This is a genomic window from Zobellella sp. An-6 (genome assembly GCF_052487945.1).
In genome coordinates, this window is the sequence record NZ_CP199259.1 from 1,792,476 (window position 1) to 1,808,164 (window position 15,689).

Genomic DNA, 15,689 nt, shown 5'->3' on the forward strand with positions numbered 1-15,689 from the left:
CGACTCCTCTGTTGGGCCGCCATCTTACCCAAGACGGCCGGTCGCTGCATCCTCTGCCGGCGTTTGCTCCCGAAACCCCCGGGCCAGCTGGTAGAGATCGTTGACCAGCAGGGTGATGTGGCCGAGCAACTGGCGGGTAAGGATCACCCATTCATCGTCGCTGTCCGCGGCCGCCACCGGCAGCGGGGTATAGGCGGGCAGCTCCTCGTCGCTCTGCAAGGCCTTGGCCGCGGCCTCGAGCCGGGCCACCAGCTCCGGCACCGGGGTGTCGGCCAGTACCAGGGAGTGCATGCGGTGGGCACCCAGGGTCGACAGGTAGGACAGCAGGGCGTGGTTGCGGTAGGCGATGTCGAAACAGAGGTTGAGCCAGTGCTTGGGCACCGGCTCGACCCGGATATTCTGCCAGGCCAGGGCCAGCTGGTTGTCGGCCAGGTGGGCCTGCTTGCGCGGCAGCCGGTAATCCAGCTCGTCATTGCGCCCCTGCTCGAACTGGCGGGCGATGGCGGCCAGGTAGGCGGCGTTGGCTGCCATGGCGTCGGCCATCAGCCGGGGCAGATGGCGGCGCTGCCAGTCGGGCCAGATGAACCACACCGCCACGAAGGCCAGGGCGCAGCCGGCCAGGGTGTCGAGCAGGCGGGGCAGGAACACCGGCTCCTGGCCGCTGCCCTGCAGGTTGAAGGCCAGCAGCACGAAGAGGGTGACGAAGCCCACCGCCCAGCTGTAATAGACCTTGACCTGGGTGAAGAAGATGAAGTTGCACAACAGCAGTATGGCAATCTGGGCCCCGGCCGAGGGGAAGAGGTACAGCAGCGGTATGCCTGCCAGCAGGCCGCCGATGGTGCCCAGGGTGCGCTGCGCCAGGCGCTTGCGGGTGGCGCTGAAGCTGGGCTGGCAGACGAAGAGGATGGTCAGCAATATCCAGTAGCCCCGCTCCAGCTCGAGGGTGGCGATCAGTGAATAGCCGAGGGCGAAGCACAGGCTCAGGCGCACCCCGTGGCGGAACAGGATGGAGTTGGGATGCAGCAGCGCCTTGAGCTTGGGCCAGAACGGCTGGCGCGGCGGACGGGCCAGCTCGACCGGCGCCGCCTCGGGCGGCGTCTGCCGCCGGGTCAGCGCCTCGGCCCGCAGCAGGGCCCGGTGCAGGTGTTCCATGTTGCGGGTGAGGAACTTCATCGGACTCAAAAGGGTGCGAGGGTAGTGGCGTTTGAGGTGGCTGTAGTCCAGTTGATCCTGCAGCGCACTCAGCTCCCAGGCGATGCGTTTGCCGTGCCGGTAGGCGTTGTGGGTGAGGATGGCATAGCCCAGTCGGTAGCAGGCCTCGCCCAGCTCCACCAGCAGGGTCTGGTAGCCGGCCAGCACGTCGGCCTGGTCGAGATCCTGGTTGAGCTGCCGGTAGGAATAGTGGCTGGAGGCGGCCCGCTCGTGCATCTCCTGCACCAGCAGGTAGAGCGCCAGCAGCCGGCCCAGCTCCGCGTCCTGCCGGTCGCGACCCTGAATGCGGCGGTTGAGCATCTGCTTGGTGACTTCCAGGGCGTTCACCAGCTGGATATTGAGCTGGGCCAGGCCGTGGCGCAGTTGCTGGTGCTCTTCCTGGGGGCTGTCGAAGAAGCGGGATTTCTCCAGCAGGTAGCGGGACAGGGCGAAGTAGCACTGGGCCAGTTGCTCGTGCACCTGTTTGTAGGGCCAGGCCAGCAGCACCAGCCAGGACAGCAGGCCGTACCAGGCCGCTCCCAGGGTGAGCAGCAACGGCTGGTACCAGAAGGAGGGGCTGTCCGCGTGGCCCTGCATGGCGTAGAGGGACACCAGCAGGGTGCCGAAGCCGAGGCTGCCGGCGGTGGGCCCCCAGGCCCCGAGCAGTACCAGGGCGAAGGTGGTGAAGACCAGCAGGGGCCCGAACAGCCAGGGGCTGTCGATGAGCCAGCTGACGCCGCTGATGGCGGCGAAGAAGCACAGCAGGCTCAGCAGCAGGTGGCGCAACCGGCCTTTCGGATCCTGATCCACCTCGCTCAGGGCGCCGGCCATGGCGCCCAGGGCCAGGGTGACGGCGGCGGGCACCTGGCCCAGCCACCAGCCGGGCAGCAGCAGGCTGGACATGGCCAGCAATACCTTGAGGGCGAAGAAGAAGTGGCTGTCGGTAAAGACGCGCCTGAGCCAGATGATAGCGGGCGACATATTGCGTTTTGACCAGGATGGGGGCTCGAGCCCAAATCATACCCAAGTCGCGGCCGGAGCACAGCCGCCAACGCCAATAAAAAAGCCCCGGACGGGGCTTTTTTGATGACAAGACGGGGACGCTTAGTCCCGGCTCAGGCCCAGCAGTTGCAGCAGGCTGAGGAAAATGTTGAAGATGGACACGTACAGGGTCACGGTGGCGGAGATGTAGTTCTGCTCGCCGCCGTGGATGATGGCGCTGGTCTGCATCAGGATGGCGCCGGACGAGAACAGGATGAACAGGGCGCTCAGGGCCAGGCTCAGGGCCGGCAGGGCCAGGAACAGGTTGGCCACGAAGCCCACCAGTATCACCACGAAGCCGGCCATCATCATGCCGCCGAGGAAGGACATGTCTTTCTTGGTGGTCAGCACGTAGGCGGACAGCGACAGGAAGGTCAGGGCGGTGCCGCCCAGCGCCAGCATCACGGTCTCGGTACCGGAGGAGGTGCTCAGGTAATGGTTGAGGATGGGGCCTATGGTGTAGCCGGTGAAGGCGGTAAAGGCGAAGATGAACAACAATCCCAGGCCGCTGTTCTTGTTGCGCTCGGTGAGGAACATCAGGCCGTAGAAGCCGACCAAGGTGATGATAAGACCCGGGCGGGGCAGGGCCAGCATGGCGCTGACGCCGGCGGACAGGGCGGCGACCACCAGGGTCATGCCCAGCAGCATGTAGGTGTTGCGCAGAACCTTGTTGGTCTCCAGCGCGCCCGTCTGGGTACGGGACAGGGTATTGTTGTATCGCATCGTTCAGACTCCTTTGTGTCTAAAACAGGGATGGAACCACTGAATAATGGGGTACATTGTGGACATAATATGACCCGGTTGTCGAGCTTTACGTGCCCGAATTCAAGGGCTTGCCCCGGGAAATGGACGGCCTCTGTCCATTTAGTGTCCACTCGCGCCCGGGGCGGCATTTATCGGTTTACAAAAAGAAAGGCCCTGAAGTAGTATGGTCGCCCGTCGGAGGGGTGGCAGAGTGGTTGAATGCACCGGTCTTGAAAACCGGCGTGGGTTAATAGCCCACCGTGGGTTCAAATCCCACCTCCTCCGCCAGATTGAAACGCCGCTGAAGCATTGCTTCGGCGGCGTTTTTGCTTGTCGGATCTATCCGACCTGGCCTTCCCGGGCCTGTCTTCTGCGCTGCAGCCAGGCGACCAGGCCGGCCAGGGCCAGGGCGGGGATGAACATCCATTCCTTGGTCGGCCTGTCCGCCGGACGTTGCAGCGCCACTATCTCAAGACCGAAATCCACGCCCAGCCGCTCGGCCTGGCTGCCGAAGTCCACCCGCTCTACGATGGCCTTGTCCCCCTCTACCCGTACCGCGCTGATACCGGTGCTGGCCAGCCGCTCCTCGGCACCTGCGCGGCTGGCATCGAAGCGCAGCCTGACCACCTTGTTGACGGCCTCGCCAAAGAGGCTGGTGCCGCCCAACTGGATGATGATGGACTCGGCAGGCCTGAGATCCTCCACCACTTCCCGCCATTCGGTGCCGTCATATTCCGCCATGGGCGGGTAGAGCCGATCCCAGAAGAAGCCGGGGCGGAACAGGGTGAAGGCCACCAGCAGCAGCGCCAGGGTCTCCCACCAGCGACTCCTGACCAGCCAGAAGCCCTGGGTGGCGGCGGCGAACAGCAGCATGGCGGCCAGCGCGCTCAGTATGGTCAGCAACAGTCCCCACCAGCTTTCTATGCCCAGCAACAGCAGCTGGGTGTTGAAGATGAACATGAAGGGCAGTATGGCGGTGCGGATATCGTAGGCGAAGCCCTGCAAGCCGGTTCTGATCGGGTCTGACTTGGCGATGGCCGCGGCAGCGAAGGCGGCCAGCCCCACCGGCGGCGTGTCGTCCGCCAGTATCCCGAAGTAGAACACGAACAGGTGCACGGCGATCAGCGGCACGATGAGCCCGTGCTGGGCACCCAGGTTGACGATCACCGGTGCCATCAGGGTGGACACCACAATGTAGTTGGCGGTGGTGGGCAACCCCATGCCTAGCAGCAGGCTGATGACGGCGGTGAACAGCAGCATCAGCAGCAGGTTGCCGCCGGAGATGAACTCCACGAACTCGGTCATCACCAGGCCGATGCCGGTCAGGGTCACGGTGCCCACGACGATGCCGGCGGCGGCGGTGGCCACGCCGATGCCGATCATGTTGCGCGCCCCCGTGACCATGCCCTGGAAGAGGTCGTCCAGCCCCTCCCGGCTCAGCTGGCTCCAGGCGGACTGGTGGCGAAAAAACGCCTTGAGCGGCTTGTGGGTCACCACGATGAACATCATGAACAGGGTGGCCCAGAAGGCGGACAGTCCCGGCGAGAGACGCTCGACGGTGAGACACCAGACCAGCACCACTATCGGCAGCAGGTAATAGATGCCGGCCTTGAAGGTGGGACCCGGCTCGGGCATGTGGATATCGGGATTGTCGGGATCGTCGATGGCCAGCTCCGGCAGCCGGGCCGCCACCGCCACCAGGGCGATGTAGACGGCCAGGGCCAATCCGCTCAACACCCAGCTGGCGGTGGCGCCGAACAGGGTCTTGGTCCAGCCGATGCCGTAGTAAACGCCGGCCGACAGCAGCATGAAGGCGATGACGACGGTGAAGACGCCGAGCAGTCGTTGCAGTATCGTGGCCTTGCGCCGCTGTTGCAGCGGTTTCATGCCGGCCTTGATCGCTTCCAGGTGGACGATGTAGAGGAGGGCGGCGTAGGAGATCAGCGCCGGCAGTATGGCGGCCTTGATCACCTCGACGTAGGAAATGCCCACGTACTCCACCATCAGGAAGGCGGCGGCCCCCATGATGGGTGGGGTGAGCTGGCCGTTGGTAGAGGCCGCCACCTCCACCGCACCGGCCTTGCTGGCGGGAAAGCCAACCCGTTTCATCAGCGGAATGGTGAAGGTGCCGGTGGTGACCACGTTGGCGATGGAAGAGCCGGACACCAGGCCGGACAGGCCGGAGGAGACCACCGCCGCCTTGGCCGGGCCGCCGCGCATGTGGCCGAGCAGGGAGAAGGCGACCTTGATGAAGTAGTTGCCGGCGCCGGCCCGCTCCAGCAGGGAGCCGAACAGCACGAACATGAACACGAAGGAAGTCGAGACCCCGAGCGCCACCCCGAATACCCCCTCTGTGGTCAGCCACTGGTGGGTGATGATGCGGTTGAGACTGGCCCCGCGGTGGGCGATGACGTCCGGCATATGGGGGCCGGCAAAGGTATAGACGAGGAAGACCGCCGCCACCACCATCAGGGGAGGACCCAGGGCGCGGCGGGTGGCTTCCAGCAGCAACAGCATGCCGGCGCAGCCGACCACCAGGTCCTGGGTGGTCGGCAGCCCGGGGCGGGTGGACAGCTCCCGGTAGAACAGGAACAGGTAGGCGGCGGCGAAGGCGCCGGCCAGGGCCAGCAACCAGTCCTGCACGGGAACACGATCCCGCGGTGATCGCTTGAGCGCCGGATAGGCGGTGAAGGCCAGGAAGACGGCGAAGGCCAGGTGGATGGCCCTGGCTTCGGTGTCGTTCAGAATGGCGATGTTCAGCATGAACGGCAGTGGCGACACATACCACAGCTGGAACAGGGTCCAGGCGAAGGGCACCAGCAGCAAAACCCAGTGGCCGAACCCGGAAGGGTGACGGGCACCGGTGTCGGCGGCCAGCATATCTTCGAGTTCTTGCCGGGTCTTATCTTGAGGTTGGGACATGAACGGCTCCTCCGATACCCGCCATGAGGCGCGGGTCCGCGTGGCAAAAGGGCGGCACCCCGCACAGGCGGGCCGCCCTTCCGGCACCATGGCGCAACGGCAGGGAAGGGCTCCCCGCCAGATGGGCAGGGGCTGTGGTTATTCCACCAGCCCCGCTTCCTTGAAGTATTTGCGGGCACCATCATGCAGGGGCGCGGTCAGGCCGTCCTTCACCATCTGCTCCTTTTCAAGATTGCTGAAAGCCGGATGCAGCTGTACGAACTGATCGAAGTTTTCGAACACCGCCTTGGTCAGCTCGTAGATGACGTTCTCCGGCACCTTGGCGCTGGTCACCAGGTTGGCGCCTACCCCGAAGGTCTGCACGTCTTCGTCGGCGCCGGCGTATTCGCCCCCGGGAATGGTGATGTAGCGGTAGTAGGCGTTGTCGGCTACCAGTTTGTCGACCACTTCGCCGGTCACGCTGACCAGGTTGGCTTCGCAGGCGGTGGTGGCTTCCTTGATGGAGCCGTTGGGATGGCCCACCACATAGACGAAGGCATCGATGCGGTTGTCGCACAGAGCCTGACCGTGCTCGGCCGGGCGCAGCTCGGACACCAGGCTGAAGTCGCCGTGGCTCCAGCCGTAGGCCTTGAGCAGGATCTCCATGGTGTCGCGCTGGCCGGAGCCGGGATTGCCGATATTGACCCGTTTGCCCTTAAGGTCTTCAAAGGTTTTGATATTGGCGTCCTTGCGCGCCACTATGGTCAACGCCTCGCCGTGCAGGGCGAAGACGGCGCGCAGATCCTCGAACTTGCCCTGGTCGGCGAAGGTGCCTTCGCCGTTATAAGCCTGATATTCCAGATCCGACTGGGCGACGCCCACCTCCAGCTCGCCAGAGCGCAGGGAGTTGAGGTTATAGGCGGAGCCGCCGGTGCTTTCCACCGAACAGCGCACCCCGTGCTCGGCCCGACCCAGGTTGACCAGCCGGCAGATGGCGCCACCGGTAGGATAATAGACGCCGGTCACGCCGCCGGTGCCGATGGTGATGAACGTTTGGTCGGCCGCCATGGCCGCCGGTGCACCCAGGCTCAACCCCAAAACGGCAGCGGCGCTGCCCATGGTTTTCTTGATCGACATAGTTCCTTTTCCTTGTCTTGGCTGTAAACAGTCGGCCAATCGCTTTTGACCTGTAAGCTGTTCAAAGATAGCAAAAAATTTGAAGGCGTGAGTTTTATTGGGGAGCGGGGGGCACAAAAATGGATTCAAGTGGATAAATACGGGGAAGGCCGGGGCGCAGGGCGCAACCCGGCCAGGTGGAGATCAGCGGCTCTCGATGGCGGCGATCATGCGGTGCAGGGCTTCGTCCAGCATGGGACGGGGACAGCCGAAGTTGAGCCGGACGAAATTGCTGCCGCCGAACTGGCCGCCGGGGGAGAGGCCGACGCCGGCCTGCTCGAAGAAACCGATGGGATCCTCGAGCTGGAGGGCGCCGATGTCGATCCAGGCCAGGTAGGTGGCTTCGGGGACAAGCACCTTGACGCCCGGCACCCGGTTGAGCCGCTCCACCAGCAGATCCCGGTTCTGGCGCAGATAGGCCAGCTGCGCCTGCAACCAGTCGTCGCCGTCCCGGTAGGCGGCTTCGGCGGCGACGAAACCGAGCAGGTTGACGTCGGCCATGATGCCCCGGGCGGCCCGGACAAAGCGGGTGCGGAGCTCGGCGTTGGGCACGATGGCGAAGGAGCAGCACAGACCGGCGATATTGAAGGTCTTGCTGGGCGCCATCAGGATGATGCTGCGGCTGGCGGCGTCCTCGTCCAGGGCGGCGTAGGGAAGGTGGGGCTTGCCTTCGTCGAGCAGCAGATCGCAGTGGATTTCGTCGGAGCAAACCACCAGGTCGTGCCGCTTGGCAACGTCGTTGATGGCCAGCAGCTCGTCCCGGGTATAGATGGTGCCGCCCGGATTGTGGGGGTTGCAGAACAGCAGCAGGTTGCTGTGTTCCGCCTGTCGGTCGAGTTCATCCAGATCCAGCAGCCAACGGCCATCTTTTTCCACCATGCCGACGTGGGCGGCCTTGCGGCCATGGAAGCCGGGGGCATGCAGGAAGGGATAATAGATCGGCTTGGGCGTCAGGATGGCACTGCCCGGCTCGCTGAAGGTCTGGCAGGCCAGGTTCAGGGCCGGCACTACCCCCGGCATGTACACCAACCAGTCGGCTTCGATGCGCCAGTTGTAGCGCTCCGCCATGCGTTGAATGATCAGTTCGGTCAGGGCCGGGCTGGGCCGGCTGTAGCCGAAGATGCCGTGTTCCACCCGCTCGCTCAGCGCTTCTATCACCGCAGGCGGTGCCTTGAACTCGGTATCCGCCACCCACATCGGCAGTATGTCGGTACCTTCGTACTTGAGCCACTTGAGGGCGCGGGTGGGGCGGCGGTCTATCCACTGATCAAAATCAAACATGGGGGTTCCTTATCAGATGCAGGGCCATCAGCATAAGGAAGGCTGCCTGCCCTGGCAAGGCTCAGCTCGCCGCGACCGCACTCTCGTGGGCACCGTAGTGCTGCCGGGTCAGGGTCAGCAGCAGGCTGGCGGCCGGTCCGGGGGGCGTGGCCCGCGGCAGGATCAGATGGGTGAAGCGTTTGCGCAGGGCCTGGTTGACCATGGGAAGCCGTTGCAGATGTCCGCCTTCGACCAGGGGAGTCACCACCTCCAGCGGCAGCCAGGCAAAACCGATGCCGCGACGCAGCAGGGACAGGGCATCGTGCAGGTGGTTGATGATCCAGCGCTGCTCCGCCCGCTCCCAGCCTTCTTCCTGCTCACTGCCATCGGCCAGCACCAGCTCCAGCTCGGGTTCCAGCTCATGGGCGCTGATTTCCCCGAAACGGGCCAGGGCATGGTCGGGGGAGCAAACGGGCACATAGGTGGTACTGGCCAGCGGCAGGCAGGTCACGCCGGGAAAGGCGCGGCAGGCGAACACCAGATCGGCGGCCTGCTTGGCCACCACGGTGCGGCAGCCTGCGGGTTGGGCCTCCACCAGGTGGATCCGGCAGCCGCGCGAGCGGGGAGCGAAGTCGGACAGGGCCTGATACAACGGCTGGCGGGGCAGGGAGGCTTCCACCACGATGCGTAAGATCGGCTCCCAGCCACTGGCGAGCACGTCGGCCAACTGCTCCAGGCTCTCGATGTCCTGGGTCAGCTTGCGGGAGCGGCGCAGAAAGACTTCGCCTTCGGGGGTGAGGTAGGCCTTGCGCCCCCTCACCTCCAGCAACGACAGCCCCAGGCCCTGCTGCAGCTTGGCCACGGCATGGTTGAGGGAAGACTGGCTCTTGTTGAGTTTTTCCGCAGCCTGGGCATAGCCGCCGCAGTCGACCACCGCCTGAAAGATCCGCCACTGCTCTACCGTGCTTTTGGGGCGATACATGGCCGCTTATTTCCTTGTCGCAAGAGGACGGTGCTGCAGGGTCCTCTGAGTCACAGATACAAGAATAGTTGTAGCCGATGTCGCCCGGGCTGTCAGCCTATTGGCCGGCCTGGGGCCGGATTCTGTCCGGCTGGGCGTCGAGCGACTGGCCGGTGACGGTTAGGCTGTCGTCGCCCATCAGGTAGAGATAGAGGGGCATGATGTCCAGCGGGGTGCGCAGGCTGGCCGGATCCTCGCCGGGGTAGGCCCGGGCCCGCATGCCGGTGCGGGTGGCACCAGGATTGATGCAGTTGACCCTGACCCGGGTGTTTTCGAGCTCGTCGGCCAGTACCTGCATCATGCCCTCGGTGGCGAATTTGGAGATGGCGTAGCTGCCCCAGTAGGCCCGGCCCCGGCGGCCCACACTCGAGCTGGTGTAGGCGATGGAGGCCGGTGCGCTGGCTTTCAGCAGCGGCAGCAGTGCCTGGGTCATCAGGAACTGGGACTTCATATTGACCTGCATCACCTTGTCCCACTCGTCCTCGCCGATCATCTCGAAGGGACCGAGCACACCCAGTTGTCCGGCGTTGAACAAGACGCCGTCGAGGCGGCCAAACTGCTGGCGGATGGTCTCGGCCATGTCCAGGTAGTGCTGACGGGTGGCACCCTGCAGATCCAGGGGAATAATGGCCGGCTCGGGGCTGCCTTGGGCCAGCAGCTCGTCGTATACCGCTTCCAGTTTCTTCACTGTCTTGCCGAGCAGGATCACGGTGGCACCGTGAGCGCCGTAGCTGAGTGCCGCCTGGCGGCCGATACCGTCGCCGGCCCCGGTGACCAGTATCACCTTGCCGGCGAGTAATTCGGGGGAGGCATGATAGTCGAGCATCTGTCGCATTCTCTAGGGAGTTCAAGGTGGCCAGATCAAACCAGACTCTGGCCCGGGACGCCAGCCTTTAGGAGTAAAAAAGCCCATTGGTGTTCCTTGCGCCGGCTCTTACAATGGGTGCCGAACTACGCCTTTAAGGAGAAGTCATGCTGGAATTTGTGTACGAATACGGTCTGTTCGTCGCCAAGAGCCTCACTTGGGTGCTGGCCATCGCCCTGCTGGTGGCCCTGGTGGCGGGATTGGCGGCCCGTCAGAAGCAGGCCGGCGAACAGTTGGAGGTGGAGGATCTCGGCGCGGGCCTGCGCCGCCAGCGGCAGCGGCTGCAACTGGCCACGGCCGGCAGTGATGCCGAGCGCAAGCAGCTCAAGCAGGCGTTCAGGCAGCAGGCCAAGGCCGACAAAAAGGCCGGCGATGAACGCCCCCGGCTCTATGTGCTGGACTTCAAGGGCAGCATGGACGCCCGCGAAGTGGAAGGACTCAGCCGGGAGATCACCGCCCTGCTGCAACTGGCCCGACCCGGTGACGAGACGCTGCTCCGGCTCGAGTCCGGCGGCGGCCTGGTGCACGGCTACGGCCTGGGCGCGGCCGAACTGGCCCGGCTCAAGGCGCGCGGCATCGGGCTGACGGTGGCGGTGGACAAGGTGGCGGCCAGCGGCGGCTACATGATGGCCTGCGTGGCCGAGCGCGTCATCGCGGCTCCCTTCGCCATCGTCGGCTCCATCGGGGTGGTGGCCCAGTTGCCCAACTTCAACAAATACCTGAAGAAGAAAAACATCGATATCGAGTTGCACACCGCCGGCGAGTACAAGCGCACCCTGACCCTGTTCGGGGAAAACGACGAACACGGCAGGGCCAAGTTCCGGGAAGAGCTGGAGGTGATCCATCGACGGTTCAAGGAATTCATCGCCCAGAACCGGCCGACCCTGGATGTGGAACGGGTGGCGACCGGAGAGCACTGGCTGGCCCGCGATGGCCATGAACTGGGCCTGGTGGACGAACTGCTGACCAGCAGCGACTTCCTGCTGGCCCGGAGCGAGGACAGGCGCATCATCCGCCTGCATTACAAGCCCAGGCCGAGCCTGAAGGACAAGCTGGGCAAGGCGGCGGAGGCCGGGGTGAGCCGGGCGCTGATGAAGCTTTATGAAGCGGGCCAGCGGCCCTTTGGCTGACGAAAAATAAAGAGGGCCGGTATCAGACCGGCCCTCTCAATTTCCTGTCCCCGTCATCTCACCGCTGGAAGGGGTAGACGGAGCCCAGCTTCAGGATCTGGGTGAGTTCGTCCAGGGCGGCGCGGGACTCCTGCAACAGGGCCGGATCGCGCAGGTCGGTCAGGCTCAGCCGCTCGCGGTAGTGCTTGTCCACCCACTGGTTGAGGCGGGCGAACAGGGTCTCATTCATCAGGCAGGCCGGGTTGGTGGCGGCGTGCTCCGCTTGTGTCATGGCCACCCGCAACCGCAGGCAGGCGGGGCCGCCGCCGTTGCGCATGCTCTGCTTCACGTCCATGAAATGCACTTCCCGGATGGGAGTGCCCAGTGTTACCAGCTTGTCCAGATAGGCCTTGACGCTCGGGGTGTCGGCACATTCGGTGGGCGCGATGATGGCCATGTGGCCGGGTTTGAGGGTGACGATCTGGGTATTGAACAGATAGCTCTTCACCGCGTCCGCCACCGGTACCTCATCGGTGGGCACTTCGATAAAGTGCAGCTCGGTGCCGGGCAGCTTGCGGCGGATCTCCTCCAGGGCGGCGGCGGTGTTGAGGAAGGCTTCCTGGTGATAGAAGAGGACGTTCTGGTTGCCCACGGCGATGACGTCGTTGTGGAACACCCCTTGATCGATCACCGCCGGGTTCTGCTGGATAAAGATGGCGGTGTCCTCGCCCAGGCCGTGCAGCCGGGCGACGGCGCGGGAGGCCTCCAGGGTCTGCCGCGCCGGGTAGCGGTGCGGGGCGGGGGCGCTCAGGTTGAAGGCGCTGCGGCCGTAGACGAACAGTTCCACCCCGGCGTGGCCGTAGTCGGCGCACAGGCGGGTGTGGTTGGCGGCGCCTTCGTCACCGAAGTAGTCGTTGGCGGGCAGGGCCTGGTGGTGGCTGAAATGGCGCTCGTCGGCAAAGACCTGGCCGAGGATGCGGCCGGTCACCTCATGCTCGATGGAGCGGTGAAACTTGTTGGTCAGATTGGCCGGGGTGAAGTGGATACGGCCGTCGGCGGTGTCGGCGCTGGGCGACACTGTGGCGGCATTGGCGGTCCACATGCTGGAAGCGGAGCAGCAGGCGGCCAGCAGCACCGGGTCTTCCCGGAACGCCTTTTCCAGTACCTGGGCATCGGTGCCGGTAAAGCCCAGACGGCGCAGGGTATGGATATCGGGGCGCTCCTGGGGGGCCAGCACACCCTGTACCAGGCCCAGTTCGGTCAACGCCTTCATCTTGCGCAGGCCCTGCTTGGCCGCTTCTTTCGGGCTGGAAACATCCTGGGCGTTGCTTTGAGAAGCGACATTGCCGTAAGACAAGCCGGCATAGTTGTGGGTGGGGCCGACCAGACCGTCAAAATTGGCTTCAAACTGTACCATTATATTGTCCTTTTAAATGGTGAAAAGTGACAAGAAAATCCTGCTGGTGGCCATTATATGTGGATTTATTCGGAAGATGTAACCCCTTTTTAACAACAGATCGCACCAAAGTAATAACAATGCATAAAAAGCGGGCGAACAGGCAGCGGTATAAAAAAAGCGGTTGATTCCGACGGGCATGAGGGTGTTAATAAATAAATATAAATTCATTGAACTTTTTTCCGGGCCACGCCGGGCAAGTTTGCTTTTTACGGCTTTTTCACTTATACAGCCGTCATTACCTTGCCGCCGGAACCCCGAACGGGGCCAGACTTTAAGGATCTAAACGCGCTTTATGAGCAAATCGCTGGTTATCGTCGAATCGCCCGCCAAGGCAAAAACCATCAACAAGTACCTGGGAAAGGACTTCATCGTCAAATCCAGCGTCGGCCACGTGCGTGACCTGCCGACCGCCGGCTCCTCCTCCGCGAAAAAAACCGGTGGCCGCAAGACCGACACCAAGCAGCTGAGCGCCGAAGAAAAGGCCCGGCTGAAGAAGGAAAAAGAGCACCAGGCGCTGATCGCGCGCATGGGGGTGGATCCCGAGCACGGCTGGAAGGCGGACTACCAGGTGCTGCCGGGTAAGGAAAAGGTGGTGTCCGAATTGCAGAGCCTGGCGGAAAAGGCCGACACCGTTTACCTGGCAACGGACTTGGACCGGGAGGGGGAAGCCATCGCCTGGCACCTGAAGGAGCTGATCGGCGGTGACCAGGGCCGTTTCAAACGGGTGGTGTTCAACGAGATCACCAAGAGTGCCATCCAGGAGGCCTTCAGCCACCCGTCCGACCTCAACCTGAACCGGGTCAACGCCCAGCAGGCCCGTCGCTTCCTGGACCGGGTGGTGGGCTATATGGTGTCGCCGCTGTTGTGGAAAAAAGTCGCTCGGGGTCTGTCCGCCGGCCGGGTGCAGTCGGTGGCGGTGCGGCTCATCGTGGAGAAAGAGCGCGAGATCAAGGCCTTCATACCGGAAGAATACTGGGATATCCAGGCGGCCTTGAGCAATGCACAGCAGTTGGCACTAACCATGATGGTGGCCAAGTGCCGGGGGCAGGAGTTCCGGCCGGTCAACGAAGCCCAGACCATGGCGGCGGTGGATGCCCTCAAGGCCAGCCGGTTCGAAGTGGTGTCCCGGGAAGACAAGCCGACCCAGAGCAAGCCGCCGGCGCCCTTCATTACCTCCACCCTGCAGCAGGCGGCCAGCACCCGACTGAGCTTCGGGGTGAAGCGCACCATGATGCTGGCCCAGCGCCTGTACGAGGCAGGCTATATCACCTATATGCGAACCGATTCCACCAACCTGAGCCAGGAAGCGGTGAACGGGGTGCGCGATTTTATCCAGGACAACTACGGCAAGGCCTACCTGCCCGAGAGCCCCAACGTTTACGGCGCCAAGGCCAACGCCCAGGAGGCCCACGAGGCCATCCGCCCTTCGGACGTGACCCTGACGGCGGACCGGCTCGACGGCATGGAAGCGGATGCCAAACGGCTGTACGATCTCATCTGGCGGCAGTTCGTGGCCTGCCAGATGACGCCGGCCCAGTACGACAGCAGCACCATCACGGTGCAGGCCGGCGATTACGAACTCAAGGCCCGTGGCCGCATCCTGCGTTTCGCTGGCTGGACCAAGGTGCTGAGTCCCCAGAGCCGCAAGGGCGAAGATACCGAGCTGCCGGCGGTGCAGGCGGGCGAGGTGCTCAGCCTCGACGGACTCGAACCCAAGCAGCACTTCACCAAGCCACCGGCCCGCTTCACCGAGGCGGCGCTGGTACGGGAGCTGGAGAAGCGGGGCATCGGCCGGCCGTCCACCTATGCCTCCATCATCTCCACTATCCAGGATCGGGGCTATGTCAAGGTGGAAAGCCGGCGTTTCTTTGCGGAGAAGATGGGCGAAATCGTGGCCGACCGGCTGCAGGAGAGCTTCGCCGAGCTGATGAATTACGACTTCACCGCCCAGATGGAAAGCAAGCTGGACGAAATTGCCGGTGGCAGCCTGAACTGGACCCAGGTGCTGGATGCTTTCTATGCCGAGTTCAGTGAGGAGCTGGAAAAGGCCGAACGGCCCTCGGAAGAAGGCGGCATGCGCGCCAACCAGATGGTACTGACCGATATCGATTGTCCGGCCTGTGGCCGCAAGATGGGGATCCGTACCGCCACCACCGGGGTTTTCCTCGGCTGTTCCGGCTATGCCCTGCCACCCAAGGAGCGCTGCAAGCAGACCATCAACCTGATCCCGGGCGACGATTTCGTGCTGGCCAACGACGAAGAGGCGGAAACCGACGCCCTGCGTGCCAAGCACCGGTGCGGCAAGTGCGGCACCGCCATGGACGCCTACCTTATCGACGATAAGCGCAAGCTGCACGTGTGCGGCCAGAACCCGGATTGCGACGGCTACGAGCTGGAAGAAGGCCAGTTCAAGCTCAAGGGCTACGAAGGGCCGGTGATCGACTGCGATCGCTGCGGTGCCGAGATGCAGCTCAAGAGCGGCCGCTTCGGCAAGTACATGGCCTGTACCAACGAGGCCTGCGGCAATACCCGCAAGATCCTGAAAAACGGTGAAGTGGCGCCGCCGAAGGAAGATCCGGTGCACTTGCCGGAACTGCCCTGCAGTCAATCCGATGCCTACTTTGTGTTGCGCGACGGCGCTGCCGGCATCTTCCTGGCCGCCAGCAATTTCCCCAAATCCCGGGAGACCCGGGCGCCCCTGGTGGAAGAGCTGATCCGTTTCAAGGACCGCTTGCCCGAAAAATATCGGTATCTGACCGAGGCTCCGACCCAGGATCCGGAGGGTAACAAGGCAATTGTGCGTTTTAGTCGTAAAAACAAGGAACAATATGTGATGACCGAGGTCAATAAAAAGGCCACTGGTTGGACCGCACACTATGCCGAAGGAAAGTGGCAGCAGAGCCAGAAAGGTAAATAACAGGC

10 protein-coding genes and 1 tRNA gene are annotated in these 15,689 nt (G+C 63.7%); 3 read left to right on the top strand and 8 right to left on the bottom strand.

Annotated features, from left to right (window positions below; all coding sequences use genetic code 11):
- Positions 1 to 24: 24 nt before the first annotated feature.
- Positions 25 to 2,172 carry a YccS family putative transporter gene (gene yccS, locus ACT7DK_RS08270; protein ID WP_445398123.1) on the bottom strand — a complete coding sequence of 716 codons (2,148 nt, stop codon included), beginning with the start codon at positions 2,170 to 2,172 and terminating at the stop codon, positions 25 to 27.
- 123 nt (positions 2,173 to 2,295) lie between these two features.
- On the bottom strand, positions 2,296 to 2,955 hold the full coding sequence (locus ACT7DK_RS08275) for a Bax inhibitor-1/YccA family protein (protein WP_445398125.1): 660 nt from the start codon (positions 2,953 to 2,955) through the stop codon (positions 2,296 to 2,298).
- A gap of 218 nt (positions 2,956 to 3,173) precedes the next feature.
- Between ACT7DK_RS08275 and ACT7DK_RS08280 the strand changes: the two genes are divergently transcribed.
- Positions 3,174 to 3,264 (top strand) — tRNA-Ser (locus tag ACT7DK_RS08280).
- Positions 3,265 to 3,315: 51 nt separating this feature from the next.
- Here the strand turns inward: ACT7DK_RS08280 and ACT7DK_RS08285 are convergent.
- From ACT7DK_RS08285 to ACT7DK_RS08305, 5 genes are all read right to left on the bottom strand, one after another.
- Entirely contained in the window at positions 3,316 to 5,898 is a 2,583-nt protein-coding gene (locus ACT7DK_RS08285; RefSeq protein ID WP_445398127.1) for a TRAP transporter permease, read from the bottom strand.
- 138 nt (positions 5,899 to 6,036) lie between these two features.
- On the bottom strand, positions 6,037 to 7,014 hold the full coding sequence (locus ACT7DK_RS08290; RefSeq protein WP_445398129.1) for a TAXI family TRAP transporter solute-binding subunit: 978 nt from the start codon (positions 7,012 to 7,014) through the stop codon (positions 6,037 to 6,039).
- A 183-nt stretch (positions 7,015 to 7,197) separates the two neighbouring features.
- Positions 7,198 to 8,334 carry a MalY/PatB family protein gene (locus tag ACT7DK_RS08295; protein ID WP_445398131.1) on the bottom strand — a complete coding sequence of 379 codons (1,137 nt, stop codon included), beginning with the start codon at positions 8,332 to 8,334 and terminating at the stop codon, positions 7,198 to 7,200.
- A gap of 61 nt (positions 8,335 to 8,395) precedes the next feature.
- Complete coding sequence (locus tag ACT7DK_RS08300; protein ID WP_445398133.1) at positions 8,396 to 9,295, bottom strand: LysR family transcriptional regulator; 900 nt, start codon at positions 9,293 to 9,295, stop codon at positions 8,396 to 8,398.
- 97 nt (positions 9,296 to 9,392) lie between these two features.
- The gene (locus tag ACT7DK_RS08305; protein ID WP_445398135.1) at positions 9,393 to 10,160 is read right to left on the bottom strand and encodes a YciK family oxidoreductase; all 768 of its coding nucleotides are present in this window, start codon (positions 10,158 to 10,160) and stop codon (positions 9,393 to 9,395) included.
- A gap of 149 nt (positions 10,161 to 10,309) precedes the next feature.
- Here ACT7DK_RS08305 and sohB point away from each other — a divergent pair, with 149 nt between their 5' ends.
- The gene (sohB, locus tag ACT7DK_RS08310; RefSeq protein WP_445402302.1) at positions 10,310 to 11,329 is read left to right on the top strand and encodes a protease SohB; all 1,020 of its coding nucleotides are present in this window, start codon (positions 10,310 to 10,312) and stop codon (positions 11,327 to 11,329) included.
- Positions 11,330 to 11,387: 58 nt separating this feature from the next.
- Here the strand turns inward: sohB and astB are convergent, their stop codons facing one another.
- A complete protein-coding gene (astB, locus tag ACT7DK_RS08315) occupies positions 11,388 to 12,725 on the bottom strand; it encodes an N-succinylarginine dihydrolase (protein ID WP_445398137.1) in 1,338 nt (445 codons plus the stop codon).
- Positions 12,726 to 13,059: 334 nt separating this feature from the next.
- Here astB and topA point away from each other — a divergent pair, with 334 nt between their 5' ends.
- A complete protein-coding gene (topA, locus tag ACT7DK_RS08320; RefSeq protein WP_445398139.1) occupies positions 13,060 to 15,684 on the top strand; it encodes a type I DNA topoisomerase in 2,625 nt (874 codons plus the stop codon).
- Positions 15,685 to 15,689: the final 5 nt, after the last annotated feature.